The sequence below is a fragment of the Micromonospora globbae genome, from assembly GCF_036184225.1.
Lineage (GTDB): Bacteria > Actinomycetota > Actinomycetes > Mycobacteriales > Micromonosporaceae > Micromonospora > Micromonospora globbae.
Window position 1 is genome coordinate 6,198,150 of sequence record NZ_CP108084.1, and the last position, 25,513, is coordinate 6,223,662.

Consider the following 25,513-nt stretch of genomic DNA (forward strand, 5'->3'; position numbering starts at 1 on the left):
CGACCGGCGCCGGCGGGGCCGCCGCCGCGCAGGACGGGGCCGGCGGTCGACGGAAGGACGCTGTCGTGCCCAGGACCATGGTCTGCCGGGGCCGCGCGCGCGGCCCGCTGATCGCTCTGCTCGCCGCCGTCGCGCTGCTGCTGGGCACGGGCGGGGTGCCCGCGTACGCGGAGCCGAACGAGGGCGGCACCAAGAAGCTGCGGGACGCGCTGGAGGCCACCGCCCGGGCGCACATCGAGGCCAAGCAGAAGCTGAACACCTCGAAGCAACGGCAGAAGCAGCTCACCACCGCGCTGGCCACCGCGCAGATCCGCGTCGACAACCTGGCCCGGCAGGTCGGCGAGGTCGCCGACCGCTCCTACCGGGTCGGCCGGCTCACGCCCACGTCGATGCTGCTCAACAGCGCGTCCCCGGAGGTCTTCCTGGAGCGGGCCGCCAACCTCGACCTGATGGCGCAGCGTGACGGCAAGCGGCTGCGCGAGCTCACCGAGGCGCGGGAGCAGGCGCAGCAGGCCAAGCTCGCCATCGACGCCGAGGTGCGGCAGCAGCAGAAGCAGCTCGCGGTGATGGCGAAGAAGAAGAAGGAGGCCGAGGCGGCGCTGGCCGAGGTCAGCTCGGGCGGCAGCGGTGGGTTCAGCGGCGGCAGCTCGACCTCGGCGAAGCCGGCGCCCCGCAATTCGGACGGCTCGTGGCCGTCGGAGTCCTGCTCGGTCGACGACCCCACGACCTCCGGATGCATCACGCCGCGCACCCTCAACGCCTTGCAGCAGACCAAGGCGGCCGGCTACAAGCGGTACGTCTCCTGCTACCGCAGCGGCGGCGACGGCGAGCACCCCAAGGGGCGGGCCTGCGACTTCTCCGCGGCCGCCAGCGGCTTCAAGGACGAGAACGCGACGGGTGGCGACAAGGCGTACGGCGACAGCCTGGCCGCCTGGCACGTCCGCAACGCCGACCGGCTCGGCGTGCTCTACGTGATCTGGTACCGGCAGATCTGGCACCCCGGCACCGGGTGGCGCTCCTACAGCGGCAGTGGCAGCCCGGCGGCGAGCCACACGAACCATGTTCATCTCTCGATGTACTGACCCGCGGGGACAGGTGGGCTGCGTACCATCGCGACGATGAATCTCCCACCGTCCGGCGTCGCGGACCCGCCCGCGCCCCCCGTTCCCGTCACCGGGCGGGCCCTGCCCAACGGGCTCGCCGCGTTCCTCGTCTTCTTCTCCAGCGGCGCCGTCCTGGTGCTCGAAACGGTGGCCCTGCGCCTCGTGGGCCCGTACGTCGGGGTCACCCTCCAGGTGACCAGCTCGGTGATCGGTATCGCGCTGGCCGCCATCGCGTACGGGGCGTGGACCGGCGGCCGGCTGGCCGACCGGCGCGACCCGCGCCCGCTGCTGGCGCCCGCGCTGGTGCTCGCCGGCATCGCCACGGCCGTCACCCTGCCCGTGGTGCGGTACGCCGGTGAGGTGCTGCGCGGCGGCGCGGCGAGCGCGATCCTGCTGCTCGTGGCGCTGGCCGTCTTCGTGCCGGCGCTGCTGCTCTCCGCCGTCACCCCGCTCGTGGTGAAACTCCAGCTCGCCGACCTGCGGCGCACCGGCCAGGTGGTGGGCCGCCTGTCCAGCATCGGCACGCTGGGCGGCATCACGGCCACCCTGCTCACGGGCTTCGTGCTGGTCGCCGCGCTGCCCAGCACGGTGATCCTGCTGGCGCTCGCGGTGGCCCTCGGCGTCGCGGGGCTCGTCCTCGGCTGGTACCTGCACCGGCGGGGTGCCGCGGACCTGCCCGGACCGGGCCGGGCCAAGGCGGCGCTGGCCGTGCTCGGCCTGGTGGGCGCGGGCCTGACCACGGTGGCGCCGAACCCGTGCGACATCGAGACGGCGTACCACTGCGCGAAGGTGGAGGCCGACCCGGACCGGCCGACCGGGCGCACGCTGCTGCTGAACTCGGCGCAGCACTCGTACGTGGACCTCGCCGACCCGCGCCACCTGGAGTACGCGTACACGAAGTGGTTCGGCGCGGTCGCCGACGTGACGGCGCCGGCCGGGCGTCGGCTGGACGCCCTGCACCTGGGCGGGGGCGGCTTCACGGTGCCCCGCTATCTCACGGCGACCCGGCCGGGCACCGACAACCTCGTCTTCGAGATCGACCGAGGGCTCATCGAGCTGGGCGAGCGCGAACTCGGCGTACGCCAGGGGCCGGACCTCACGGCGGTGGCGGGCGACGCGCGTCTGCTGGTGGCCGCCGAGCCGACGGACAGCCGTGACCTGGTGGTGGGCGACGCGTTCGGGCACCTGGTCGTGCCGTGGCACCTGGCCACCCGGGAGATGGTCGCGGAGATCCGCCGCGTGACCCGACCCGGTGGCGTGTACGTGCAGAACGTCATCGACTACCCGCCGCTGCGGTTCATCCGGAGCGAGCTGGCCACGGTGGCCGCCGAGTTCCGGCACGTGGCGCTGATCGCGCCGCCCGAGGCGGTCAGCGGCGAGACGGGCTCCAACTTCGTCCTGCTCGCCTCGGACGCGCCGCTGCCGCTGGACGCGGTCCACGACCGGCTCGCCGAGGTGGACGCGGGCGCGACCCTGATCGCCGACGACGAGCTGAGCGACTTCGTGGGCGACGCGCTCGTGCTGACCGACGACTACGCGCCGGTGGACCAGCTGCTCGCCACCGCCTGAACGGGTGACTTCCGGACCGATTTCGACGCCCGAGGTGTAGCCGGGGCGCGCTGGGGCAACAACCCCGACCATGGGCGGTGGGGACCAGATCGGCGTACGGCTGCTCGGTGAGCGGTACCGGCTGATCGAGCAGCTCGGCGCGGGCGGAATGTCGGTGGTGTGGCGCGGCTACGACGAGGTGCTGGGCCGGCAGGTGGCGGTCAAGGTGCTGGCGTCCCGGCTGGCCAGCGACCGGGCCTTCCGGCACCGGATCCGGATCGAGGCGCAGGCCGCCGCGCGGCTCTGCCACCCGAACATCACGAACGTGTACGACTACGGCGAGGCCGAGCAGGCCGGGGTGACCGTGCCGTACGTGGTGATGGAGCTGATCGACGGCAGCTCGCTCGGCAGCCGCCTGCGCCGCGAGGGCCGGTTGCCGTGGCGGGAGGCGCTCACCGTCGCCGCCGAGATCGCCTCCGCGCTGGCCACGGCGCACGCCCGCGGGCTCGTGCACCGGGACGTCACCCCGGGCAACGTGATGCTGACGCCCACCGGGGTGAAGGTCGTCGACTTCGGCATCTCGGCGCTGGTCGGGGAGAGCGAGAAGGGTGCCGACGGCACGCTGCTCGGCACGCCCGCGTACCTGGCGCCGGAGCGGCTGGACAACGGCCAGGTGTCGCCCGCGACCGACGTGTACGCCGTGGGCGTGCTGCTCCACCGGATGCTCACCGGGCGGCTGCCGTGGCAGGCGAGCACCAGCACCGAGATGCTGCGGGCGCACATGTACGCCGACCCGGAACCGATGCCGCCGGTGCCGGGCCTGCCCGACGGTGTGGCGGATCTCGTACGGCGGTGCCTGGCCAAGCGCCCCGAGGAGCGCCCGCCGACGGCCGACCTCGCCCGTGCCCTCGCCGACGCCGCGGGCATGTTCGCCGCCGCACCGGTGTCGCCGGCCGGCGGCCCGATGGCTCCGGTCACCCTGGCGGAGGCCGGCACCACGATCCTGCCCCGCTCCACCGAGACCGACGTGCTGCCGTTCTCCCGTACGCGGCGGCAGCGGGCGGCGACCCGGCGCCGGCGGGTGGAGGCCGGGGTGGCCGCCGCCGGCCTGGTGGCCGTGACCGCCGCGGTCTGGGGGCTCACGAGTCACAGCCCGGCGGGCGGCGGCGTGGAGCCGCCGACCGAGGCGCGGATGGGGTTGCCGGCGACGCCCTCCTGCCAGGTGACGTACGCGCTGCGCAGCGACACGGGCAAGGACTTCGCCGCCGAACTGACCCTCACCAACACGGGCGAGCGGGAGCTGCGCGACTGGGCGATGAGGTTCACCTTCCCGGGGCAGCAGACGGTGACCCGGGCGACCCCGGCGGTGGCGAGCCAGCAGGGGAAGGTGGTGGTGGTGCGCCCCGCGGCCGGGCGGACGGCCCTGGCACCGGGCGCCGCCGAGAAGGTCAGCCTCACCGGCCGCTACTCCGGCGCCAACCCGTTGCCGGTCACGTTCCACGTCGGAGGCGAGCGGTGCGACGTGCAGGTGTCCGGGGTCGCCGGGCGGGCGCCCGCACCCACGAAGGCGCCGGCCACGGCCCCGGCGACCGCCGCGCGCGGGGGCGGCTCCGGCGGCTCGGGCGCCGCGAAGCCCAAGGCGGGCAAGGCTGCCAAGCCCGACAACCCGGGGAAGGGCAAGGGTAAGGGCAAGGGCGGCGGTCCGGGAAAAGGGTGAAGCGGGGTAAGGGCCACGGGGGAGGTGGCGGCCACGGCCGGCGGTGAGCGGTGGCCGACCAGGGCGGGGGCCGCGAGCGCGTCGCTCAGGTCAGCGCCGCGAAGCGCTGCACCTGTTCGAGGCTGCCCTCGACCACGAGGATGCTGTCCGGGCTGAGCACCGTGGTGTCCGAGGCGTACTCGAACGGCTCGCCCGGCAGCTTGGCGCCGAGCACCCGCACCCCGTAGCGGTCGACCGGCCGCACCTGGGCCAGCGGCTTGCCCACGAGGGCCCGCGGCACCCGGACCTTGGCGAGGGCGAAGTCGTCACCGAACTCGATGAAGTTGAGCATCCGCGTGACGATCAGGTGCGCCACGTGTTCGCCGGTCTCCGCCTCGGGGAAGATCACGTGGTGGGCCCCGACCGACGCGAGGATCTTGGCGTGCTTCGCCGAGGTGGCCCGCGCCCAGACCTGGGGCACGCCGAGTTCGACGAGGGCCAGCACGGTGAGCACGCTGGCCTCGACGGACGCGCCGATGGCGACAACGGCCCGCCGGAACTCGGCCACGCCGAGCTGGCGCAGCGTGTCCTCGTCGGTCGCGTCGGCCTGTGCCACCCGGTCGAGCTGGTCCGACCACCGCTGGACGAGGTCGGCGTTGCGGTCGATGGCCAGCACCTCGTGGTCGAGCCGGATCAGCGCTCCGGCCAGGTGGCCGCCGAACCGGCCCAGCCCGACGACCACGATGCCGCCCGGCTCGTTGTCTCTATCCGACAATGGGTTGCTCCTGTGGGTATCGGTAGCGCGGTCGCCGGGTGTTCAGGGCGATCGCCGACCCGAGGGTGAGCGGCCCGACCCGGCCGATGTACATGAGCAGGATGAGCGCGAGCTGGCCGCTCTCCGGCAGCGTGGGCGCGACGCCGACGGAGAGGCCCGTGGTGCTGAACGCCGAGGTGACCTCGAACAGCGCCTGGAAGTAGCGGGTGCCCTCGGTCATGAGGATCAGCGCCACCGTGCCGACGACGACCAGCGCGACGCTCAGGAGCGCCAGGGTGATGGCCTGCCGCTGGCTCGCGTTGGCCACCCGGCGTCGGCCGATCGTCACGTCCGGCTGGCCCCGCAGCTCGGCCCAGATGACGAACGCCAGCAGGAAGAACGTGGCGACCTTGATGCCACCGGCGGTGCTCGCGCTCCCCCCACCGATGAACATCAGCGCGATCATCACGGGGTAGGTCTCCTCGTCGAGGGCCTCGATGTCGATCACGTTGAACCCGCCGGTGCGGATGAACGCGTCCTGCGTGAACGCGGCGAGCACCTTGCCCGGCCAGCCGAAGGAGCCGAGGGTGCGGGGGTTGGACCACTCGGCCGTCAGCAGGACGAGGAATCCGGCGAGCAGCAGCGCCAGGCTGCCCCAGACGGTGAGCTTGGTGGCGACCGCCCAGTGGCCGGGTTGGCGCCACTCCCGGACGGCCTCGAACAGGGCGGGGAACCCGATGCCGCCGATGATCGCGCCGAAGGCCAGCGGCAGGGTCACCCAGCCGTCGCGGGCGAAGCCGGCCAGGTTGTCGGAGTAGAGGGCGAAGCCGCCGTTGTTGAAGCCCTGCACCGCGTGGAAGACGCCGTGCCAGAGCGCCCGGCCCGGCGGATAGTCGTACGAGACCGCCAGCCGGACGGCGAGGATCGCGGTGATCACCGCCTCGCACACCAGCGCGGTGGCGGCGATCCGCAGCAGCAGCCGGCGTACGTCCCCGATGCCGAACTCCTGGGTCTCCGCCTGCACGAGCAGCCGGTTGCGCAGCCCGAGCTGCCGGGCCACCAGCAGGATGACCAGGGTGGCCCCGGTGACGATGCCAATCCCGCCGATCTGGGTCAGCACGGTGATCATGACGAGTCCGAACGTGTTCCAGTAGTTCGGCGTGTCGACCACCGCCATGCCGGTCACCGACACGGCGGAGGTCGCCGTGAACAGCGCCGTGACGAACGGGGTGATCCGGTGTTCGCTGGTCGCCCAGGGCAGCATCAGCAGGCCGGTCCCCAGCAGGATCGCCGCCAGGAAGCCCAGTGGCACCAGGCGTACGGGGTGACGGAGAAACCGGCGCACCAGACAATCTTCCTTTTCCGGTGCTTCCCGGGCGGCTGAACGGCCAATCCGGACGGTGCCGTGTCCGGGCGGCGCGTGGGGGAGTCGCGCAACTTCCAGGAAGTAGTCGCGCAGTTCCCAGGTAGTAGTGGCCTCCCGGGTGGTCTGATGCCACAACTTCGCCGAAGTTGTGTCGATCTCGCCTATCGCGGCGCGACGCACCGGCGGCTATGGGCAGGTCGCTGTACGGGCAGGCCACCCCACCTCGGTTACTTGTGTGTTTCGGCCACATAGCCCGTGGGTGACGTCACTTCTAGCGTGAGCCGACAATGAGTTCCCTCCCTCCGAGTCCTCACGTGGAGTCGCAATGACGGTCCGGACGACGCGGCGGGTGTTCCTCTCCGCCGCCACGATGATGGCCGCGGCCCTGGCCGCCATGGCCTGTGGCAGCCCGCAGGACACCGCCTCCGGTGGCGGCGACAGCGCCGCCCCGGTCAAGGTTGGCCTGGTGTACTCCCAGTCGGGTGCCCTCGCCAGCTACGGGAAGCAGTACATCGAGGGCTTCAGGGCCGGTCTCGAGTACGCGACCAAGGGCACCAACAAGGTCGGCGACCGGACGATCGAGATCACCGAGGTCGACGACGCCGGCGACCCGGCGAAGGCGGTCTCCGCGGCCAAGGACCTCATCGGCAAGGGCGTCAAGATCCTCGCGGGCTCCACGGCCTCTGGTGTGGCGCTCCAGGTCGCCCCGATCGCGGCGCAGAACAAGGTCCTCTTCATCTCCGGGCCCGCCGCGACCGACGCGGTGACCGGCGCGAACAAGTACACGTTCCGGTCCGGCCGGCAGTCGTACCAGGACGTGGTGACCGCTCGGTCGTTCATCGGCGACCCGTCCGGCAAGAAGGTCGTGGTGTTCGCCCAGGACGGCGCCTTCGGCGACGCCAACGAGGCGGCCGTGAAGACCGTCATCGGCGGCGCCGGCGCGACCGTCAGCAGCGTCCGTGCCCCGGCCAGCGCCACCGAGTTCACGCCGTTCGCGAGCCAGATCAAGGCCGCGAAGCCGGACCTGCTCTTCGTCGCCTGGGCCGGCACCACCGCCCCGGCCATGTGGCAGACGCTCGACCAGCAGGGCGTGCTCTCGTCCACCACGGTCGTCACCGGCCTGGACATCCGCGCCTCCTGGCCCACCTTCGGCGCGGCCGGCAACAAGATCTCGTTCCTGTCGCACTACTTCGACGGGGCCAGCGACACCGAGGCCGCCAAGGCGCTGAAGGCGAAGGTCGGCACCGTCGACCTGTTCCACCCGGACGGTTTCGCGGCCGCCCAGATGGTGGTCCGGGCCGCGCAGGAGGGCGGGGACGACGTCGACAAGATGGTCACTGCCCTGGAGGGCTGGAGCTTCGACGGGGTCAAGGGCCCGATGACCGTCCGCGCGGAGGACCACGCCCTGCTCCAGCCGATGTACCAGGCCAAGCTGAGCGGCAGCGGCACCGACTTCACGGCCACCGCCCAGAAGAGCCTCACCGGCGACGAGACCGCGCCGCCGGTCGTGGCGATGAAGGGCTGACCCGTGCTCGCCACCCGCGGTCTGACCTGGCGGATCGGTGAGGTCGCCATCGTCGACGGCGTCTACCTCGACCTGGAGCCCGGGGAGTTCCTCGGCGTGATCGGGCCGAACGGCGCCGGCAAGACCTCGCTGTTCAACCTGATCACCGGCCTGCGCCGGGCCACGGAGGGCCGGATCCTCCTCGACGGGGAGGACATCACCTCCCTGCCGCCGCACCGGCGGGCCCGGCTCGGGCTCGGCCGCACCTTCCAGGCGTCGTCGGTCTTCGGCTCGCTCAGCGTGCGGGAGAACGTCCGGCTGGCCGTACAGGCGCACCGCGGGGGCTCGATGAAGCTGTGGCGGCGGGCGGCGGCCGACCGGGAGGTGGCCGCCGCCGCCGACGCGGCGCTCGACCGGGTCGGCCTCTCCCACCGGGGTACGGCGCTCGCCGGCACCCTGGCCCACGGCGAGAAGCGCAAGCTGGAGATCGCCCTGCTGCTCGCCGGCGAACCGCGGGTGATGCTGCTCGACGAGCCGATGGCCGGGGTCAGCGCCGAGGACGTGCCGGAACTGGTGACGGTGATCCGCTCGCTGACCGGGGAGAGCGGGCGGACGGTGCTCATGGTGGAGCACCACATGGACGTGATCCTGGAGCTGGCCGACCGCATCGCCGTGATGCACCACGGCGCGCTGCTCGCCTGCGACACCCCGGAGACGGTGATGGCCAACGCCACCGTGCAGGAGGCATACCTGGGGGAGTCGCTGTGAGCGCGGGGAACGAGCCGGGTTCGCGAGTCCCGCGGTCGCGAACGGAAGGCGGCTCGCTGTTGGAACCCGTTCTCAGCGTCGAGGGTCTGTCGGTCCGGATCGCCGGTCTGCACATCCTCCAGGGGGTGTCGTTCACCGTCGCCCCGACGGGCGTGACCGTGCTGCTCGGGCGCAACGGCGTCGGCAAGACGACCACGCTGCGCGCGATCGTCGGGCTGACGCCGCGGGGCGGCGAGGTGCGCGGGACGATCCGTATGGGCGCGCAGAGCCTGCTCGCCCGCCCCACCTACCGGCTGGTCCGCGGCGGGCTCGGCTACGTGCCGGAGGACCGGTGCGTGTTCGCCGGCCTCACCGTCGCGGAGAACCTGCGGCTCGCCGAACGGCGGGGCGCCACCCCGGCGTACGACAAGGTCTTCGCGCTCTTCCCGGAGCTGCAGCGGCGGGCGCGGCAGCGCGCCGGCTCGCTGTCCGGCGGGCAGCAGCAGATGCTCGCCATCGGCCGGGTGCTGCTCAACGACAACCGGCTGCTGCTCGTCGACGAGCCGACCAAGGGACTGGCGCCGAAGGTGGTCACCGAGGTGACCGAGGTGCTGGAACGGGTCGCGGAATCCGTGCCGGTGCTGCTGGTCGAGCAGAACCTCGCGGTGGTCCGGCGGCTCGCCCGGGACGCGGTGGTGCTGGCCGCCGGGCAGGTCGCCTGGACCGGTGACGCGCAGGAACTGCTGCTGGAGACGGCGCTCACGAAGTCCCTGCTCGGCGTGGGCAGCGGCGATTCGCACCACGGGCCGGGCCGGGCCGCCGCGGCGGGGAAGGACGCGCACTGATGGGCACCGTGATCCTGTTGGCGCTGACCGGGCTGGGCCTGGCGGCGCTCTACTTCCTGGTGGCCTCCGGGCTCTCCCTCGTGTTCGGTCTGGCCGACGTGCTCAACTTCGCGCACGGGCTGTTCCTCGGCGTGGGCGCGTACGCGACCTGGTGGGCGGCCGGGAACCTGCCCGGCGCCGGACCGGACGGGTTCGGCTTCGTGCTCGCGGTGGCCTTCGGTGTCGCCGCCGGCACGCTGGTGGCCGTGCTCGTCGAGCTGGTGCTGATCCGCCCGCTCTACTCCCGGACCATCGAGCAGGTGCTCGTCACGGTCGGCCTGTCGCTGGCCGGGGTGGCGCTGCTCCAGGCCACCTGGGGCGCGGACGCCCGGCCGTTCCCGCGTCCGGAGTGGACACGCGGGGTGACCGGGATCCTCGGCGCGCAGGTACCCAACGGTGGGCTGCTGCTGATCGTCGCGGCGGTGCTGGTGCTCGGCGCGCTGCTCGCGTTCCTCCAGTGGACCCGCTACGGCCTGGTGATCCGCGCCGGGGTGGAGAACCGGGAGATGGTGACCGCGCTCGGCATCGACGTCCGGAAGTCGTTCACGCTCGTCTTCGCGATCGGCGGGGCCGCCGCCGCGCTGGCCGGGGCGCTCGGCGGGGTCTACTTCGGCACCGTCTCGCCCGGGCAGGGCAGCTCCCTGCTGATCTTCGCGTTCATCGTGGTGGTGATCGGCGGGATGGGCTCGGTGCTCGGGTCCGCGTACGCGGCGGTCGCGGTCGGCCTGCTGCAACAGTTCGTCAACTACTACGGCACGTCCGGCCTGGGCGACATCTGCGTGGTCGGGCTGCTGGCCGTGGTGCTGCTGCTCCGCCCGCAGGGCATCGCCGGAAAGGTGGCAACGGCATGACCGAGGTGAAGAGCCCGGAGGTACCCGCGCCGCCCGCCGCGGTGCCCGCCGAGCTGGCGCCGGAGCGGGGCGGGTGGCAGCGCGTACGCCCGTTCCTGCCGCTGGTCGCGCTGGTCGTCGCGGCGATCCTGCCGTACTCGACGGTGCAGCTGCCCGGGGTCTTCGAGGGACCGCTGAACTCGCCCGGCACCCTGCAACTGCTCGCCGTCTGCCTGATCTTCGGCGGGCTGGCCGCCGGTTACGACCTGCTCTTCGGGCGGACCGGGATGCTCTCGTTCGGGCACGCGCTCTACTTCGCCGCGGGCGTGTACGGCACCGACATCCTCGTCACGAAGGCGGGGCTGCCGCTGTGGCAGGCCGCGCTGCTCACGGTCACCGGCGGGACCGTCCTCGCCGCGCTGCTCGGCGCGGTGGCGCTGCGGACGGTCGGCATCGCGTTCGCCATGGTGACGCTGGCGTTCGCGCAGGTCGCGGCGATTCTCGTGGCCCGCGACTTCGGCGGCCTCACCGGCGGTGAGGAGGGTCTGCCGCTGGACGTCTCCGGCCTGCCGGACGCGCTGGTGGGCGTCGCCAACACGGTGAACCTCTACTGGCTGGCGCTGGCGTACCTGGCCCTCGTCGTCCTCGTGGTGCACCGGGTGAGCGGCTCGCCGACCGGGCGGGTGCTCGCGGGGCTGCGCGACGACGAGCGGCGGATCGGCGTGCTCGGGCTCGACCCGTACCGCTACAAGCTGGTGGCGTTCACGCTGGCCGGCGGGCTCGCCTCGGCGGGCGGGGTGGTCTACTGCCTGATCGTCGGCGGCGCGTCGCCGCACATCACCTCGTCGGAGCTGACCCTGTCGCTGCTGGTCATGGTGGTGCTCGGCGGGCCGGGCACGCGGTGGGGGCCGGTGCTCGGCGGCATCCTCTACATGTACCTGGACCACCGGCTCACCGCGTTCGGCACCTCCGACGCGGTCGACGCGCTGCCCGCGGTGCTCAGCCGCCCACTGTCCCAGCCGCTCTTCGTCCTCGGGACGATCTTCATCCTGGCCGTCTACTTCTTCCCGGGCGGCCTGGCCAGCCTGACCTCCCGCCTGACTCCCCTCCGCCGAGCCCTCCGCCTCCCCTCCTCCCGCCCCTGACCCCCGCCCGTGCCGCTTCCCGCGCCGCTTCCTGCCCCGCTTCCTGCCCGGCTTCCTGTCGATCATGAGGTTATTGCCGCGACACGCCGTGGTGGCAGGCGATAACTTCATGATCGACAGGAGATCCGCGGGGAGGGAGCGCACGATGGGCGAGCGGCTTGCGGTGGTCAGCGGCGGCGGGACGGGAATCGGAGCGGCGATCGCCCGGACGTTCGCCGTCGACGGGTACGACGTGGTGATCGTGGGGCGGCGGACGGACGTCCTCGACGCCACCGCCGCCCGGGTGGACGCCGAGTGCGGGCGGACCGGCGCGGTCCGCGCGGTCGGCGCCGACCTCACCGACCCGGACCAGCTCGACCGGGTCCTCGACGCCCTCGACGGCCGCCCCGTCGACGTGGTGGTCAACAACGCCGGCGGGTACCTCGCCGGGGACACCGGCACGCTCGCCGGCACCGCCGCGTGCTGGCGGGCCAACCTGGACGCCAACGTGCTCACCGCCGTGCTGCTCACCGAGGCACTGCGTCCGTCCCTGCGCCGGCCCGGCGGCGGGTCATCCTCGTCAGCTCGATCGCGGCCCAGCGGGGCGGCGGAGGGCCGTACTCGGCGGCGAAGGCGGCGCTGCACGGCTGGGCGTACGACCTGGCGGCGGAACTCGGCCCGGAACAGATCACGGTCAACGTGGTGAGCCCCGGCTACGTCACGGACACCGAGTTCTTCGGCGACAGGATGACGCCCGAGGGCCACGCCCGACGGGTCGCGGCCACGCTCGTGGGGCGGGCCGGCGAGCCGGCCGAGATCGCCGAGGCGGTCCGCTACCTGGCGAGCCCCGCGGCCGGCTACGTCACCGGCCAGATCCTGGGCGTCAACGGCGGCTCCGTACTAGGCCGCTGACCGCCCCCGCCCGCCCTCCCTCCCCGCCCCCGCCCTCCCTCCCTCCCCGCCCCCGCCCTTCCTCCGCGATCTTGCACTTTGTGCCCCGACAAATGTGGACAAGCTCCGCAACTTGGGGGCACAAACTGCAAGATCGGCGGGGAGGGGGCGGTGGCGTGACTCGCGGGGGTGTCGCTGCGGGCTGGTAGAAATGCCGGATGAGCCAGGATCGGGCGGCGGTACGGGAGCGGGCCGAGGCGGTGCTGCGGCGGTTGGCCGGCGAGCACGCCCGGCTGCGTGAGGACCAGTGGCGGGCCATCGAGGCCCTGGTGGTCGACCGGCGCCGGGTGCTGTGCGTGCAGCGCACCGGGTGGGGCAAGTCGGCCGTCTACTTCGTGGCCACGGCGCTCCTGCGCGACCGTGACCGCCCGCTCGGGGCGACCACGACGGTGGACGACGCCCCGTCGGCCGAGAGCACCCCCACGGCGAGCACCCCGACCGCCGGCACCGGCCCCGCTCGCAGCATCCCCGCCACCGGCGCCCCGTCGGCCGCGAGCACCCCCGCCGCAGGCATCCCGGCCACCGGCACCGCGGCCACCGGCGCCCCCGCCGCCGGCACCCTGGCTGGCAGCACCACCGCCGGCACCGACGACGCCCTTCCGGGCGACTCCGTCGGCCCCACCGTCATCGTCTCGCCGCTGCTGGCGCTCATGCGCAACCAGGTGGAGTCCGCCGCGCGGGCCGGCATCCGCGCCCGCACCATCAACTCCGCCAACCTGGAGGAGTGGGACGCGATCACCGCCGAAATCCACGCCGGCGCGGTCGACGTGCTCCTCATCAGCCCGGAGCGGCTCAACAACCCCGACTTCCGGGACGGGGTGCTGCCGAAGTTGGCCGCCACCACCGGCCTGCTGGTGGTGGACGAGGCGCACTGCGTCTCCGACTGGGGGCACGATTTCCGGCCGGACTACCGGCGGCTGCGGACGTTCCTTGGCAACCTGCCGGCGGGTACGCCCGTGCTCGCCACGACCGCCACGGCCAACGCCCGGGTGACCGAGGACGTCGCCGAGCAGCTCGGCACCGAGCTGGCCGGTCCCGCCGGCCTGGGCGAGGGAGAGCACGCCCTGGCCCGTCCCACCGGCCTGGGCGGGGGAGAGCACGCCCTGGCCGGTCCCACCGACCTCGGCGAGGGAGAGCATGCCCGGACCGGCCACGGGCGGCGCGCCGACGTCCTCGTGCTGCGGGGCTCCCTCGACCGGGAGTCGCTGCGCCTCGGCGTCCTCGACCTGCCGAGCCCCGCGCACCGGCTGGCCTGGCTCGCCGACCATCTCGACCGGCTGCCCGGCTCCGGGATCGTCTACACGCTCACCGTGGCGGCGGCGGGGGAGACCGCCGAGTTCCTGCGGTCCCGCGGGTACGCGGTGGCCGCGTACACGGGGCAGGCCGACGACGCCGACCGCCGGGCCGCCGAGCAGGACCTGCTGGACAACAAGATCAAGGCGCTGGTGGCCACGAGCGCGTTGGGCATGGGCTTCGACAAGCCGGATCTCGGGTTCGTGGTGCACCTCGGGGCGCCGCCCTCGCCGATCGCGTACTACCAGCAGGTCGGGCGCGCCGGCCGCGCCGTGGAGCACGCCGAGGTGCTGCTGCTTCCCGGCGCGGAGGACGCCGCCATCTGGCGCTACTTCGCCTCGCTGGCCTTCCCGCCGGAGGAGCAGGTGCGCGCCGTGCTGGCCGCCCTGCACACCGACCGCCCCCTCTCCACCCAGGCCCTGGAACCCCTGGTCGACCTGCGGCGGGCCCGGCTGGAGCTGATGCTCAAGGTGCTCGACGTGGACGGGGCGGTGCGCCGGGTCCGCGGCGGCTGGCTCGCCACGGGCGAGCCCTGGACCTACGACGAGGCCCGGTTGCGGCGCGTCGCCGCCGCCCGCACCGCCGAGCAGCAGGCCATGCGGGAGTACGCGGCCACGTCCGGCTGCCGGATGCGCTACCTGCGGGAGTGCCTGGACGACGCCGGTGCGACGGACTGCGGCCGGTGCGACCGGTGCGCCGGGCCGCTGTTCACCGCGGACGTGTCGGCCGCGGCGCTGACCGCCGCGCAGACCTTCCTCGGCCGGCCGGGTGTGGAGATCCCGCCGAAGAAGCTCTGGCCCACGGGGATGGAGGCGGTCGGCGTACCGCTGAAGGGGCGCATCGTCCCCGCGGAGCAGGCGCTGCCCGGCCGGGCCGTGGGGCGCCTCTCCGACCTGGGCTGGGGCGGCCGGCTGCGTGAGCTGGTCGGCCCCGACGCGCCGGACGTCGCGGTGCCGGAGGACGTGACGGCCGCCGTGGTCGAGGTGCTGAAGGCGTGGGCGCACGGCGACGACCCGTGGCCGCGCCGGCCGGTGGCCGTGGTGGCGGCCGGGTCGCGGCGGCATCCCCGGCTGGTCGGCTCGCTGGCCGAGCGGATCGCCGCGGTCGGCCGGTTGCCGCTGCTCGGCCAGCTTCCGCCCGCCGTGGCGGGTGGCGGCGCCCGGGGCAACAGCGCCCAGCGGGTCCGCGCGCTGCACGACGCGTTCACCGTGCCGGACGGGCTGGCCGCGACGCTGGCCGGGCTGGACGGGCCGGTGCTCCTCGTCGACGACCTGGTGGACTCGGGTTGGACGATGACGCTGCTCGCCCGGGCCCTGCGCCGCGCGGGCGCCCCCGACGTGCTGCCCCTCGCGCTCGCGCTGGCCGGCTGAGCCGCGTCGCCCGCGCGGCGGGAAAAGTTCCCGGCCCCGTCGAGGTGCGACCGTTGCCACGCCGTCGTGACACGGACAGGCCGGGGCCGGGCGCGGCGGTACCGTGGGCGGCATGGATCAGCAGGCCGTCACCCGCACGTACGCCGTAACCGGCATGACCTGCCAGCACTGCGTCCGGGCGGTCACCGACGAGCTGGTCGCGCTGCCCGGCGTCCGGGACGTCCGGGTCGACCTGGCCGCCGGCACGGCCACGGTGACCAGCGACGCGCCGCTGCCCGACGAGGCGGTGCGGGCGGCCGTCGACGAGGCCGGCTACGAGCTGGGCCCCGGCGGTGCCTGAGCAGGTGTCCGCCGCCCCCGACCGCGGCACGCTCCGGCTGGCCCTGTCGGTCGGCGGGCTGGTGCTCGCCGTGCTGCTCGGCTTCGGTCTGGGCCGGATGAACGCCGGCGGCGATCCCGCCGCTGTGGGGCTGGAGACCGCCGACCACACCCATCCGCCGGGCACCGCGCAGCACGACCACGGCACGGGTACGGACCAGCCGGCGGAGACCGCCGGTGGGCTCTCGGTCAGCCAGGCCGGTTACACGCTCGCCCCGCTGGCCGCGGCGTTCACGCCCGGGAAGGCCGGCGAGTTCCGGTTCCAGATCCACGACGCGCGGCGCCGTCCGGTGACCCGCTTCGCCGTCGTCCACGACAAGCCGATGCACCTCATCGTGGTGCGCCGGGACCTCACCGGCTACCAGCACCTGCACCCCACGATGGCTCCGGACGGCACCTGGTCGGTGCCGCTCACCCTGTCGCAGGGCGGCACCTGGCGGGCGTACGCCGACTTCACGGTGGTGGCGGACGACGGCAGCCAGACGGCCCTGACCCTCGGCGTCGACCTGACCGTGCCGGGCCGCTACGACCCGCGTCCCCTGCCGGCCGCGACCACCTCGACCGCGGTCGACGGATTCACGGTGGCGTACGAGGGCACGCCGCAGGTGGGCGCCACGGTGCCCCTGACCTTCCGGATCGCCACCGGCGGGACCACCGCGACGCTGGAGCGCTACCTCGGGGCGTACGGCCACCTGGTGGCCCTCCGTGAGGGGGATCTCGGCTACCTGCACGTGCACCCGGAGCCGCAACTGGTCGACGGCGCGGTGCGGTTCTGGCTGACCACGCCGGGGCCGGGCCGGTACCGGCTCTACCTGGACTTCCAGGTGGCGGGTGAGGTGCGCACGGCGGAGTTCACCGTCACGGTGCCGTGACGTCCGCGTCGCGCGGCCCTCAGCCGGCGCGCCGGATGGGCCGCCGGGCGAGGTAGCGCAGCAGGTCGCGGATGTGGTGCTTCTCCTCCAGCGGCACGGTCGGGTCGGCGAGCCGGTCGAGGATCACGCGGACGTCTGCCTCGACGGGTCCCTCCTCGCTGCGACGCCGGGGTGCGGGCCCGGCGTCCGGCAGGCCGAGCGCGCGGAACGCCGCGGCGACCGGAAGGTCCAGAGCGGAGCAGAAGCCACGGACCTTGGCGAGTTCGGGGTAGTCCTGCCAGTCGCCGGCGAGCCAGCGGAAGACGGTGGACCGGCCGACGCCGGTGTGGGCCGCCAGGTCGGTGACCGTCCAGCCCCGCTCCTCGCGGGCGTCGTCGATGGCGCGCCGGACGAACCGCGCGAACGCCATCTGTGGCGAAACCTCTGCCGAACGCATCCCTGCGGCTCTTCCCCCTCGAGGCGAACACCGGGACGATGTCGCCTCCGAGCGTAGTACCGGACCGGCCGGAAACAATTGACTGACCGCACAAAAGGTCCCGTGTACGGGACCAGTTTCGTGGCGGTACCCGGGCAAAGTGGACCTTTGACGGCAATGGTTGTCGTCGCTCAATCAATCCGCGCGGTCAGCGGCCCCGCGGCCGTGGTGTCGGCCCCCAGGAGCGTCTCCAGTCGCGGGGTGACCTGCCACTGGTCGACCAGTTCGCGGTAGTCCCGGCGCTGCTCGGCGGTCGGTGGCGCACCGGTGCGCCGGGCGCGGACGAGCAGGTTGCGCGGGGTGTGCCGGGAGTCGACGAACTCGACGACCTCCGCGCGGTAGCCGTGCAGCCGGAGCAGCCCGGCACGCAGCGCGTCGGTGAGCACGTCCGCGAACCGCTCCCGCAGGATGCCCTGGCGGGTCAGCAGCTCGTACGGCGCGGGCGCCGGACGCGAGCGCAACTGGGCCGCGATGTCGTGGTGGCAGCAGGGCGCGGCGAGCACCCACCGGGCGTCCCACCGGACGGCCCGCGCCAGCGCCTCGTCCGTGGCGGTGTCGCACGCGTGCAGGGCCAGCACCAGGTCCGGCGCCGGTTCGACCACGGCGTCGGCGATCGTGCCGGCCACGAAACGGACCCGGTCGCCCCAGCCCAGCCGCTCGGCCAGCTCGGTGTTGCGGTGCCGCTGGTCCTCCCGGACGTCCACGCCGGTGAGCCGCACGTCGAGTCCCCGCCCGGAGAGGTACCGGTACGCCGCGAACGTCAGGTACGCGTTGCCGCAGCCCAGGTCCACCACCCGCAGCGGGCCGGTGAGGTCCTCGGGCAGGGTCGCGGCGAGCGCCCGGAGGAAGGCGTCGACCTGCCGGCGCTTCGCCGCCGATCCGCCGATCTCGGCGAACAGCGGGTCGCCCGGGTCCAGCAGGTACTCCTTCTCCCGGTCGTGGCCGGCCGGGGCCGTGGCGGGGCGGGCGGTCGCCGCCCGGTGCACCTGGGCCTCCCCGGACTTGGTCACCCGCAGTTGGAGCGTCGTGTCGGCGGTCTCCACGTGCCAGTTGCCGAACGGCTCGGCCAGCAGCGCGTCCACCGCGGCGTCCGCCTCGGGGCCGGGTGCGACGTTGCGGGTGTACGGGCGGGCGCCGTCGGAGGTGGCGATCTGCAGCCGGGGCCCGGCCTTGAGCGTGACCGGGCGCAGCTCGGCGCGTACGACCGAGGGGCGCTGCCCACGGCGTCGCCCGGCGGCGACCGCGCGGGTCAGCGCGGGGTCGAGCAGCAGGTTCCGCACCTCGTTCAGCGCGGCGTCCAGCGGTTCCGGCATGTCCTCATCCTCCCTCGCCCGCGACCACCGCCCGAGACCCGGCCGCGTGGTGGGGCGTGGACAGCGCAGGTCCCCCGGCCCGGGTGGGCGCGGGGGACCTGTGGGCGTCTTCTCGGGTCAGTCGCTCGCGGCGCTCGCCTCGGCGGGCGCCGCGGCGCCCCCGGCACCGCCGCCACGGCGGCGCCGACGGCGGCGAGGCTTCGGAGCCGCCTCACCCTCGGCGGTGGCGCTCGCGGCGACCGGGGCGGAGGTGCCGCCCTCGGCGGTCACCCCGGTCTCGCCGCCCGCGACCACCTCACCGGCCCGGCGGCGACGCCGGCGGCGCGGAGTGCCCGTTTCCTCCCCGCCGCTGCCCTCGGCGGGCGCGGCGGTGTCCGGGGCGGGCTCGCCCCGGCCGCGTCGCCGGCCCCCGCTGCGACGGCCTCCGCCGTCACCGCGGCGGCGGCCACCGCCGAGGTCCTCCTCGACCTCGGCCGAGAGCCCCGCCCGGGTCCGCTCGGCGGTCGGCAGCGTGCCGCTCACGTCGGGCGAGATGTGCAGGTCGGTGTAGAGGTGCGGAGAGGTGTGGTACGTCTCCGGCGGCTCGGGCATCTCCAGCCCGAGCGTCTTGTCGATGATCCGCCAGCGGGGCATGTCGTCCCAGTCGACGAAGGTCACCGCGACGCCGCTGGCCCCGGCCCGGCCGGTACGGCCGATCCGGTGGGTGTAGGTGTCCTGGTCTTCCGGGCAGTCGTAGTTGATGACGTGGGTGACGCCGCTGACGTCGATGCCCCGCGCCGCCACGTCGGTGGCGACCAGCGTGTCGATCTTGCCGGCCCGGAACGCGCGCAGTGCCCGCTCGCGCGCGCCCTGCCCGAGGTCGCCGTGCACGGCGGCCACCGCGAAGCCGCGGAAGTCGAGTTCCTCGGCCACCCGGTCGGCGGCCCGCTTGGTCCGGGTGAAGATCATGGTGAGCCCACGCCCCTCCGCCTGGAGGATCCGCGCCACAATCTCGATCTTGTTGAGGGAGTGGGTGCGGTAGACCAGCTGCTCGGTCTGCGGCGACGGGCCCGTCTCGGCGGTGTGCCCGGCGTGGATCGTCACGGGGTGGCGCAGGAAGCGCCGGGACAGCGTGACGATCGGGTCCGGCATCGTGGCCGAGAAGAGCATCGTCTGCCGGTCCTCGGGGAGCATCGACAGGATCTTCTCGACGTCGTCGAGGAAGCCCAGGTCGAGCATGCGGTCGGCCTCGTCGAGGACGAGCGCGTGCACCCGGTCGAGCCGCAGGTGCTTCTGCTTGGCGAGGTCCAGCAGGCGGCCCGGCGTGCCGACGAGGATCTCGACGCCCTTGCGGAGCGCCTCGATCTGCGGCTCGTACGCCACGCCGCCGTAGATCGGCAGGACCCGGACGCCCCGGGTGCTGCCGGCGGTGGCCAGGTCCTTCGCGACCTGGAGGCCCAGCTCACGGGTGGGGACGACGATCAGCGCCTGCGGCAGGCCGTCGCCGCCCTCGGCCGGTGCGAAGACCCGTTCGAGCAGCGGTACGCCGAAGCCGAGGGTCTTGCCGGTGCCGGTGGGCGCCTGGCCGATCAGGTCGGTGCCGCGCATCGCGATCGGGAGCGCGTACTCCTGGATGGCGAAGGCGTGCGTGATGCCGGCCGCGGCCAGCGCGTCGACGGTCTCCTGACGCGCGCCCAGCTCGGCGAAGGTCGGTGCGCCCGTTCGTACGGGTGTGGTGGGGGCCTGGTCGCGGCCCCCCGTGTTGCCTTGCGTCAACTCGGTCATCTGGATGTGGGGGTGCCCTCTCGTGGGTGCGCCCCATCATGTCCGCAGGGCGCGTTCGGTATGGCGCGGGCCACACGGTCGGGGGCGGATCGCCGAGCCGGACCGGGCCGCACGCGCGCCGGGGGCCTGACTTCGATCAGAACTTCGATCAGATCGGCGCCCACGGCAACTGTTCCATACTACCTGAACCGGCAGCATGGCGTCCTGATTCCGGATCGGGGCCGGTCGACCGCCCGGATGATCTGTGCGCCGGGTCACACGTCGGCGGGGCCTCCCACATGCGCGATCCGTTCGTACGTGTCACCGAACCGGTGGTCCAACCGGTCGTGTCAGGTACGAGTCCGACCGCGGCCCGCGTCGAGGGCATGCCCGGGCTGGGCGAGGACTTCGTACGGCTCTGACGGCGCGGGCCGCGGCCGTTGCCCCGCCGGGCGGGGCGTTCCCGTACCGCCCGGCGGGGGCCCCGCGCGTGTGCCCCGGAGCGGTAGCCTGCGCTCGTGTCCGCCCCGACCACCCCCGGCTCCGCCGTCGCCGACCTGCTCGGGCTGGTCGCGCTCGGTGAGCTGCTGGCCTTCGAGCGGATGGCCGCCGACGCCCGGCTCGCGCCCGACCTGCGCCGCCGGGCCGCGCTCGGCGAGATGGCCGCCGCCGAGATCGCCAGCTACCGGCGCCTCGCGGACCGGCTCACCGCGCTCGGCGTACGCCCCGAGGACGCCATGGCCCCGTACGTCGAGGCGTTGCAGGCGTACCACGACTCGACCCAGCCACGGGACTGGGCGGAGGCCGTGACGAAGGCGTACGTCGGGGACGCGATCACCGACGACTTCCTGCGGGCGATCACGACCGCCCTGGACGAGCCGGACCGGTGCCTCGTCCTCGACGTGCTGCACGAGTCCCGGTACGCCGAGTTCGCCGCCGCCGAGATCCGGTCGGCCGTCGACGCCGATCCGCGGGTGGCGCACCGGCTGTCGATGTGGGCCCGGCGGCTCGTGGGTGAGGCGCTGTCCCAGGCCAACCGTGTGGCGGCCGCCGACCGGGGTGCGCTGACGGCGTTGATCGCGCAGGGGGAGCGGGTGGACGTGCAGGCGCTGTTCCGGCAGTTGACCGCCGCGCACACGCAGCGGATGCTCGCCGCCGGACTGAACAACTGAGCCCCGGACCAATCGGTCCGGGGCTCGTGACGGTGTCCACGACGGGGCCCGCGGGCCCGACGTCGGGGGCGGATCCCGTCTCGCCGACGGGCGGACCCGCGAGCCCGGCGTCCGCGACGGAGGGCCCGGCGCGGACGCCGTGGACGACTAGCGGACGGTGAAGCCGACCGCGCGGGGGGACGCCTCCGCGATCTCGACGTAGGCGACCTTGTCCACCGGGACGACGACCCGCCGGCCCTTCTCGTCGGTCAGGGACAGCGTGCCGCTGTTCTTCGCGATGGCGTCGGTCACGATCTGCTCGATCTCGGCCGGCGTCTGCGCGCTCTCCAGAACCAGCTCGCGCGGCGCGTACTGCACGCCGATCTTGACCTCCACGGTGCCTCCTCAACTGGGGCGAAAGAGCCGCCGTGGGAAGGCTATCCGATCACGGCCGGCACGGTCAGGCTGACTCACCTTGCAGCGGGAAGCTGGCGATCCCGCGCCACGACAGCGCCGCCACGAGCGCCTCGGCCTCGGCCTTCGGCACCTGCCGGCCGCCGGCCAGCCAGAACTGCGCCGCGGTCTCGGCCGCGCCGACGAGACCCGAGGCGAGCAGCTCGGCGTGCTCCCGGCTCACGCCGGTGTCCGAGATGATCGTGTCGGTGATGGCCGCTATGCAGCCCTGCTCGACCCGCTCGACGCGTTGCCGCACCGCCGGGTCGTTGCGCAGGTCCGACTCGAAGACCAGGCGGAACGCCTCGCTCTCGTGGTCCACGAAGTCGAAGTACGCGCGCACCGAGGCGCTGACCCGCTCCTTGTTGTCGCTCGTGCCGCGCATCGCGTCCTGGACCTTCGCGACGATCGCGTCGCAGTGGGTGTCGAGCAGGGCGAGGTAGAGCTCCATCTTGCCGGGGAAGTGCTGGTAGAGCACCGGCTTGGAGACCCCGGCCCGCTCGGCGATGTCGTCCATCGCCGCGGCGTGGTACCCGTGGGCGACGAACACCTCCTGCGCCGCGGCGAGCAGTTGCTTGCGGCGCGCGGAACGCGGCAGGCGTGTCGGCCGACCGGCGGTCTGCGCCCCGTTCCCCACAGCGGTCATGGGAACCTCCGAATTTCGTCGTACGAGCCGGCACTTTCAGCCCGAACCGGTCGGGGCGCGATGACCCGTCGCGGAATTGGCCCGCCGCTGTAACTTATCGCCACTGCCACCACACGGTAGCCTCAGCGGGGGGCGACCAAGGAGCGCGCGGTGAGTGAAGCAGGGCAACCCGGTGCCGCCACCCCGGGAGAGCACGGCGACGGGCCGGGTCAGCAGGACGACCTGAGCCGCCCCGCCGACGAGTGGGCGCCCCCGGCGGCCGGCTGGCCCCGCCCCGGCGATCCGGCCGGCAGGCAGCCGGCGACGCACTGGCCGCCCGACCCGGCCTCCGGCTGGGCCGCCTCCTCTCCCCGCCACGGAGACCTGCCCGCGCCCGTCCCCGGCCTGACCGGCGATCCGGAGCCCCCGGCCCGGGTCAACGGGCACCACGCCAACGGTGTGAACCACCCCGCGGAGGAGCCGTCCGCCGGCCGGTTGTCGCCCGTGAGCGCCCCACCCGACCTCTCCGGCGACGAGCGCCGCGAGCGCGGCGGCGAGCGGTTGGCGGTTCCCGCGCAGCGGCCCGCCCCGGCCGTCGAGCAGACGCGCGGCGGGGCCGAGCCCGACCCCGCCCGGCACGCGTCCGACGAGCCACCGGCCGGGGCGCCCAGCTGGTCCGACCCGCGCCCGCCGACCTCCGCGCCGCCCGCCGTCCAGATCCCGCCGGTCGGCACGTCGCCGTCCGGGTTCGAGGTGCCGCCGGGTTTCCACGCGCCGATCGTCGACCGGTCCGGCCCGGGAGAGCAGCCGGCCGAGCCGCGCGGCTGGGCCGAGGCGTCCCCGCCGGCCGGCGAACCCGGGCCCGCGCAGCCGTGGGGGCCCGCCGAGCCGGCCGCGTCCGGCGAGCCGCCGTCCGAGCCCGACTGGTCCGGGCCGAGCTGGAACCGGCCGAGCTGGGGCAACGCGTGGGCGCCGCCCTGGTCCCGGCCCGGCGAGGAGCCGGCCGGTCGCCGGTCCCGCGAGAGTGACCCACCCCCCGGCCGCCGCTTCCGGGACGGCGAGGAGCCGCCGCACGCCGACGAGGCCGACGAGCCGGTGGGCCGCCGGTCGCGCGAGACGGAGGAGCCGGCCGGGCGCCGCGCGCGAGGCGAGGGCACGCCCGCCTGGGCTGCCGAGCCGCAGCGGCCGTACGAGCCGGTCCGCGCGGAGCCGAGCCACCCGTACGAGCCGGTCCGCGCCGAGCCGGGCCGGGCCTACGAGGTCCGGCGCGCCGAGCCGGAGCCAGCCGCCGAGGCGGAGGGCCCGGCGACGGGTGATCGACACGCCTGGGCGGCCGGCGGCCCGCCGCTCCTGCCAGCCGGCGGGCCGGAGCCGACCCCCTCGCCCGTCCCCGTCGAGCGGCCGTCCTGGGCCGCCGAGCGGCGCACGTCCGAGGGCACCGGAGCGCAGCCCGAGCGACCGTCCTGGGCGGCGTCGGGCGCGTCGGACGGCCCGGGGCAGGCCGAGCGGCCCTTTCGGGCTCCGGGAACGCCGGACGCCGCGGGCCAACCCGAGCGGCCCTCCTGGGCGAACCGTGGCGCGACCGGCGCCGAGCCGACCGCACCAGGCGGTGCGTCCACGCCGGGCGGCGGTCGACCCGTGCCGGTTCCCGGCGGGGACCGTCCGTCCTGGGCCGGGGGCCCGAGCCGGGGCCAGTCCGCCGGACCGGACCGTCCCTCCTGGGCCTCCGGTGACCCGGGCGCGGCGGCCGGCCACCCTCGTCCGGCCGCGTCGGACCGCCCGTCCTGGGCCTCCGGCGTCCCGGACCCGACGGCCGGCGACCCGGACGGGTCCCGTCCCACCGCCTCCGACCGCCCGTCCTGGGCCTCCGCTGGCCCGACGGGCGCCCCGTCCGCCCTGCCGGACGCGACGACCGACGACCCGGACGTCGCGGCCCGCCCCACGGCCCAGCCGTTCCGCCTCCGCCCCGAGACGCCGGAGCGGGAGGCCGAGAGCCGGCCGACCGCCGGTGGTCGTCGGGCCGCCGTCCCGGGCGCGGACACCACCGACGAGCCAACCACCCCGACGGGTCCCGCCCCGGCCTCCGTCACGAGCGGAGCCGGTCGCCACGACCGCACCCCCGCCGCGCCCGCACCGACGAGCGCTTCCTCCTACGCGGCCCGCCGATCCGCCCACGACCCGGCACCCGCGGCCGACCAGGCCGCCGGCCGACGGCCGGACGCGCCGGCGGCGGTGCTGCCGCAGCGCGTCCCCGCCGAGCCGGACGTGCCCGTCGTGCCGGAGCCGCCAGCCGTGGAGCCACCCGCCGAAACCCCGGAACTCGCCCGCATCGCCACCCACCTGCGCCGCGACGACGAGCCCGCGCCGCCCCAGGAGCGGCCCGAGGGGTTCGACGTCAACGCGATCCTCGGCGCGGTACGCGAGGTGCCGGGGGTCCGTGACGCGTCGCTGCGGCGTACGCCCGCCGGAGCGCACAGCCTCCGCCTCGACCTGGCCGACGGCGCCGATCCCGCCGAGGTGAGCCGCCAGGTCGCCCGCCTGCTCCAGGAGCGGATGGGTCTCGCCGCCGCGCCCCAGAACGTGCCCGACGTGCCGGCCGCGCCCCCGCCGCCCGTACGCCGCCGGGGCACCGCCCGCGTGCCCGAGGCGCGCACAGCCGGCGCCGAGACACGCGCCGCCGGTGGGAGCCGCACCGAGCCCGCCCGGCCGCCGCAGCCCCAGACGGAGCCGCCGCGCCGGCGCCGGCAGGCCGCGCCGCAGCGGGGACGCGCCAGTGTGGACGAGGCCACCCCGGCGGGTGCCACCGGCAGCCCGGCGACCCTCGGGGCGTCGTACTCCGGTGCCCAGCTCACCACGACGGAGAGCGCCCCGTCGCGCCCGCTGGACACCGGCGGCGTCCCCGGCCCCCGGGTGGTGATCGACCACGTCCAGGTGAGCACGTTCGGCCTCGACGCCACCGTGGAGGTCCGCCTCATCGCCGCCGACGAGACCGCCACCGGCTACGCCACCGGGCCCGCCGTCGACGGGTACGTCCTGCGGCTCTGCGCGGTGGCCGCCGCCGCGGCCGTGGACGAGCTGCTGCGCCGCCCCGACCACGCCGAGCGCGGACGCTGCTTCGTCGAGCACGCCGCCGTGGTGCCGTTCGGCAACTGCGAGGTGGCCACCGTGGTGGTGCTGCTGGTGTGTGACGGCTGGGTCGAGCAGCTCGCCGGGTCGGCCCTGGTCGCGGGCGACCCGCGGCAGGCCGTCGTCCGGGCCACCCTGGCCGCGGTGAACCGCCGGCTCGAAGCGCTGCTGGCCTGACCCCGCGACGGACGCCCGACACCCTGCCGG

Annotated in this window: 19 protein-coding genes and 2 pseudogenes; 14 read left to right on the forward strand and 7 right to left on the reverse strand. The window is 74.8% G+C overall.

The window, feature by feature from the left end; genetic code table 11:
* The first annotated feature begins 77 nt into the window (after nt 1-77).
* The 3 genes from OG994_RS28355 to OG994_RS28365 all read left to right on the forward strand — a co-directional run bounded on the left by OG994_RS28355 (nt 78) and on the right by OG994_RS28365 (nt 4,368).
* The gene (locus tag OG994_RS28355; protein ID WP_120329760.1) at nt 78-1,082 is read left to right on the forward strand and encodes a coiled-coil domain-containing protein; all 1,005 of its coding nucleotides are present in this window, start codon (nt 78-80) and stop codon (nt 1,080-1,082) included.
* 36 nt (nt 1,083-1,118) lie between these two features.
* Nucleotides 1,119-2,672 (forward strand): fused MFS/spermidine synthase, encoded by a 1,554-nt coding sequence (locus OG994_RS28360; protein WP_328851536.1) that lies wholly within the window; start codon nt 1,119-1,121, stop codon nt 2,670-2,672.
* 70 nt (nt 2,673-2,742) lie between these two features.
* Nucleotides 2,743-4,368 carry a serine/threonine-protein kinase gene (locus OG994_RS28365; RefSeq protein WP_328851537.1) on the forward strand — a complete coding sequence of 542 codons (1,626 nt, stop codon included), beginning with the start codon at nt 2,743-2,745 and terminating at the stop codon, nt 4,366-4,368.
* An 85-nt stretch (nt 4,369-4,453) separates the two neighbouring features.
* On the opposite strand, the gene OG994_RS28370 is transcribed toward OG994_RS28365, so the two are convergent.
* Both OG994_RS28370 and OG994_RS28375 read right to left on the reverse strand, forming a co-directional pair.
* On the reverse strand, nt 4,454-5,122 hold the full coding sequence (locus OG994_RS28370) for a potassium channel family protein (RefSeq protein WP_120329732.1): 669 nt from the start codon (nt 5,120-5,122) through the stop codon (nt 4,454-4,456).
* Nucleotides 5,112-6,446: a TrkH family potassium uptake protein gene (locus tag OG994_RS28375; protein ID WP_120329733.1), complete on the reverse strand. Its 1,335-nt coding sequence runs from the start codon at nt 6,444-6,446 to the stop codon at nt 5,112-5,114. The genes OG994_RS28370 and OG994_RS28375 overlap by 11 nt, the downstream gene beginning before the upstream one ends.
* A gap of 346 nt (nt 6,447-6,792) precedes the next feature.
* Here OG994_RS28375 and OG994_RS28380 point away from each other — a divergent pair, with 346 nt between their 5' ends.
* From OG994_RS28380 to OG994_RS28420, 9 genes and pseudogenes are all read left to right on the forward strand, one after another.
* Nucleotides 6,793-7,992, forward strand: a complete 1,200-nt coding sequence (locus OG994_RS28380; protein WP_328851538.1) for a substrate-binding domain-containing protein — start codon at nt 6,793-6,795, stop codon at nt 7,990-7,992.
* A gap of 3 nt (nt 7,993-7,995) precedes the next feature.
* Entirely contained in the window at nt 7,996-8,739 is a 744-nt protein-coding gene (locus OG994_RS28385; RefSeq protein WP_120329737.1) for an ABC transporter ATP-binding protein, read from the forward strand.
* 56 nt (nt 8,740-8,795) lie between these two features.
* Nucleotides 8,796-9,563: an ABC transporter ATP-binding protein gene (locus tag OG994_RS28390; RefSeq protein WP_328853817.1), complete on the forward strand. Its 768-nt coding sequence runs from the start codon at nt 8,796-8,798 to the stop codon at nt 9,561-9,563.
* The gene (locus OG994_RS28395) at nt 9,563-10,453 is read left to right on the forward strand and encodes a branched-chain amino acid ABC transporter permease (RefSeq protein WP_120329739.1); all 891 of its coding nucleotides are present in this window, start codon (nt 9,563-9,565) and stop codon (nt 10,451-10,453) included. Before OG994_RS28390 ends, OG994_RS28395 begins: the two co-directional genes overlap by 1 nt.
* Nucleotides 10,450-11,577: a branched-chain amino acid ABC transporter permease gene (locus OG994_RS28400; protein WP_120329740.1), complete on the forward strand. Its 1,128-nt coding sequence runs from the start codon at nt 10,450-10,452 to the stop codon at nt 11,575-11,577. Before OG994_RS28395 ends, OG994_RS28400 begins: the two co-directional genes overlap by 4 nt.
* A gap of 145 nt (nt 11,578-11,722) precedes the next feature.
* A pseudogene (locus OG994_RS28405) lies at nt 11,723-12,468 on the forward strand (SDR family NAD(P)-dependent oxidoreductase).
* 197 nt (nt 12,469-12,665) lie between these two features.
* The gene (locus OG994_RS28410; protein WP_407942553.1) at nt 12,666-15,170 is read left to right on the forward strand and encodes a RecQ family ATP-dependent DNA helicase; all 2,505 of its coding nucleotides are present in this window, start codon (nt 12,666-12,668) and stop codon (nt 15,168-15,170) included.
* 112 nt (nt 15,171-15,282) lie between these two features.
* Nucleotides 15,283-15,510 (forward strand): heavy-metal-associated domain-containing protein, encoded by a 228-nt coding sequence (locus OG994_RS28415; protein ID WP_328851539.1) that lies wholly within the window; start codon nt 15,283-15,285, stop codon nt 15,508-15,510.
* Nucleotides 15,503-16,420, forward strand: coding sequence for a hypothetical protein (locus tag OG994_RS28420; RefSeq protein ID WP_328851540.1), 918 nt, complete (start codon nt 15,503-15,505; stop codon nt 16,418-16,420). Before OG994_RS28415 ends, OG994_RS28420 begins: the two co-directional genes overlap by 8 nt.
* Nucleotides 16,421-16,439: 19 nt before the next feature.
* Here OG994_RS28420 and OG994_RS28425 read toward each other — a convergent pair whose 3' ends face one another.
* The 3 genes from OG994_RS28425 to OG994_RS28435 form a co-directional block, all read right to left on the reverse strand.
* The gene (locus tag OG994_RS28425; RefSeq protein WP_120330715.1) at nt 16,440-16,856 is read right to left on the reverse strand and encodes a helix-turn-helix domain-containing protein; all 417 of its coding nucleotides are present in this window, start codon (nt 16,854-16,856) and stop codon (nt 16,440-16,442) included.
* A gap of 170 nt (nt 16,857-17,026) precedes the next feature.
* Nucleotides 17,027-18,208 carry a class I SAM-dependent methyltransferase gene (locus OG994_RS28430; RefSeq protein WP_328851541.1) on the reverse strand — a complete coding sequence of 394 codons (1,182 nt, stop codon included), beginning with the start codon at nt 18,206-18,208 and terminating at the stop codon, nt 17,027-17,029.
* Nucleotides 18,209-18,325: 117 nt separating this feature from the next.
* Nucleotides 18,326-19,972, reverse strand: coding sequence for a DEAD/DEAH box helicase (locus tag OG994_RS28435; protein WP_328851542.1), 1,647 nt, complete (start codon nt 19,970-19,972; stop codon nt 18,326-18,328).
* A 497-nt stretch (nt 19,973-20,469) separates the two neighbouring features.
* On the opposite strand from OG994_RS28435, the gene OG994_RS28440 reads away from it, so the two are divergent.
* On the forward strand, nt 20,470-21,123 hold the full coding sequence (locus OG994_RS28440; RefSeq protein ID WP_328851543.1) for a ferritin-like fold-containing protein: 654 nt from the start codon (nt 20,470-20,472) through the stop codon (nt 21,121-21,123).
* 147 nt (nt 21,124-21,270) lie between these two features.
* Here OG994_RS28440 and OG994_RS28445 read toward each other — a convergent pair whose 3' ends face one another.
* Nucleotides 21,271-21,498: a DUF3107 domain-containing protein gene (locus OG994_RS28445; protein ID WP_120330711.1), complete on the reverse strand. Its 228-nt coding sequence runs from the start codon at nt 21,496-21,498 to the stop codon at nt 21,271-21,273.
* Nucleotides 21,499-21,562: 64 nt separating this feature from the next.
* The gene (locus OG994_RS28450; RefSeq protein ID WP_120330710.1) at nt 21,563-22,201 is read right to left on the reverse strand and encodes a TetR/AcrR family transcriptional regulator; all 639 of its coding nucleotides are present in this window, start codon (nt 22,199-22,201) and stop codon (nt 21,563-21,565) included.
* Nucleotides 22,202-23,776: 1,575 nt separating this feature from the next.
* On the opposite strand from OG994_RS28450, the pseudogene OG994_RS31650 reads away from it, so the two are divergent.
* Nucleotides 23,777-25,483: pseudogene (locus OG994_RS31650) on the forward strand (hypothetical protein); the annotation flags it as partial.
* Nucleotides 25,484-25,513: the final 30 nt, after the last annotated feature.

Excerpts from the sequence above, each read along its gene's own strand:
- OG994_RS28380 (WP_328851538.1), top strand. The coding sequence starts at position 6,793 with ATGACGGTCCGGACGACGCGGCGGGTGTTCCTCTCCGCCGCCACGATG.
- OG994_RS28430 (WP_328851541.1), bottom strand. The coding sequence starts at position 18,208 with ATGCCGGAACCGCTGGACGCCGCGCTGAACGAGGTGCGGAACCTGCTG.
- OG994_RS28425 (WP_120330715.1), bottom strand. The coding sequence starts at position 16,856 with ATGCGTTCGGCAGAGGTTTCGCCACAGATGGCGTTCGCGCGGTTCGTC.
- OG994_RS28415 (WP_328851539.1), top strand. The coding sequence starts at position 15,283 with ATGGATCAGCAGGCCGTCACCCGCACGTACGCCGTAACCGGCATGACC.
- OG994_RS28400 (WP_120329740.1), top strand. The coding sequence starts at position 10,450 with ATGACCGAGGTGAAGAGCCCGGAGGTACCCGCGCCGCCCGCCGCGGTG.
- OG994_RS28360 (WP_328851536.1), top strand. The coding sequence starts at position 1,119 with ATGAATCTCCCACCGTCCGGCGTCGCGGACCCGCCCGCGCCCCCCGTT.
- OG994_RS28435 (WP_328851542.1), bottom strand. The coding sequence starts at position 19,972 with ATGACCGAGTTGACGCAAGGCAACACGGGGGGCCGCGACCAGGCCCCC.
- OG994_RS28355 (WP_120329760.1), top strand. The coding sequence starts at position 78 with ATGGTCTGCCGGGGCCGCGCGCGCGGCCCGCTGATCGCTCTGCTCGCC.
- OG994_RS28395 (WP_120329739.1), top strand. The coding sequence starts at position 9,563 with ATGGGCACCGTGATCCTGTTGGCGCTGACCGGGCTGGGCCTGGCGGCG.
- OG994_RS28410 (WP_407942553.1), top strand. The coding sequence starts at position 12,666 with ATGAGCCAGGATCGGGCGGCGGTACGGGAGCGGGCCGAGGCGGTGCTG.
- OG994_RS28365 (WP_328851537.1), top strand. The coding sequence starts at position 2,743 with ATGGGCGGTGGGGACCAGATCGGCGTACGGCTGCTCGGTGAGCGGTAC.
- OG994_RS28450 (WP_120330710.1), bottom strand. The coding sequence starts at position 22,201 with ATGACCGCTGTGGGGAACGGGGCGCAGACCGCCGGTCGGCCGACACGC.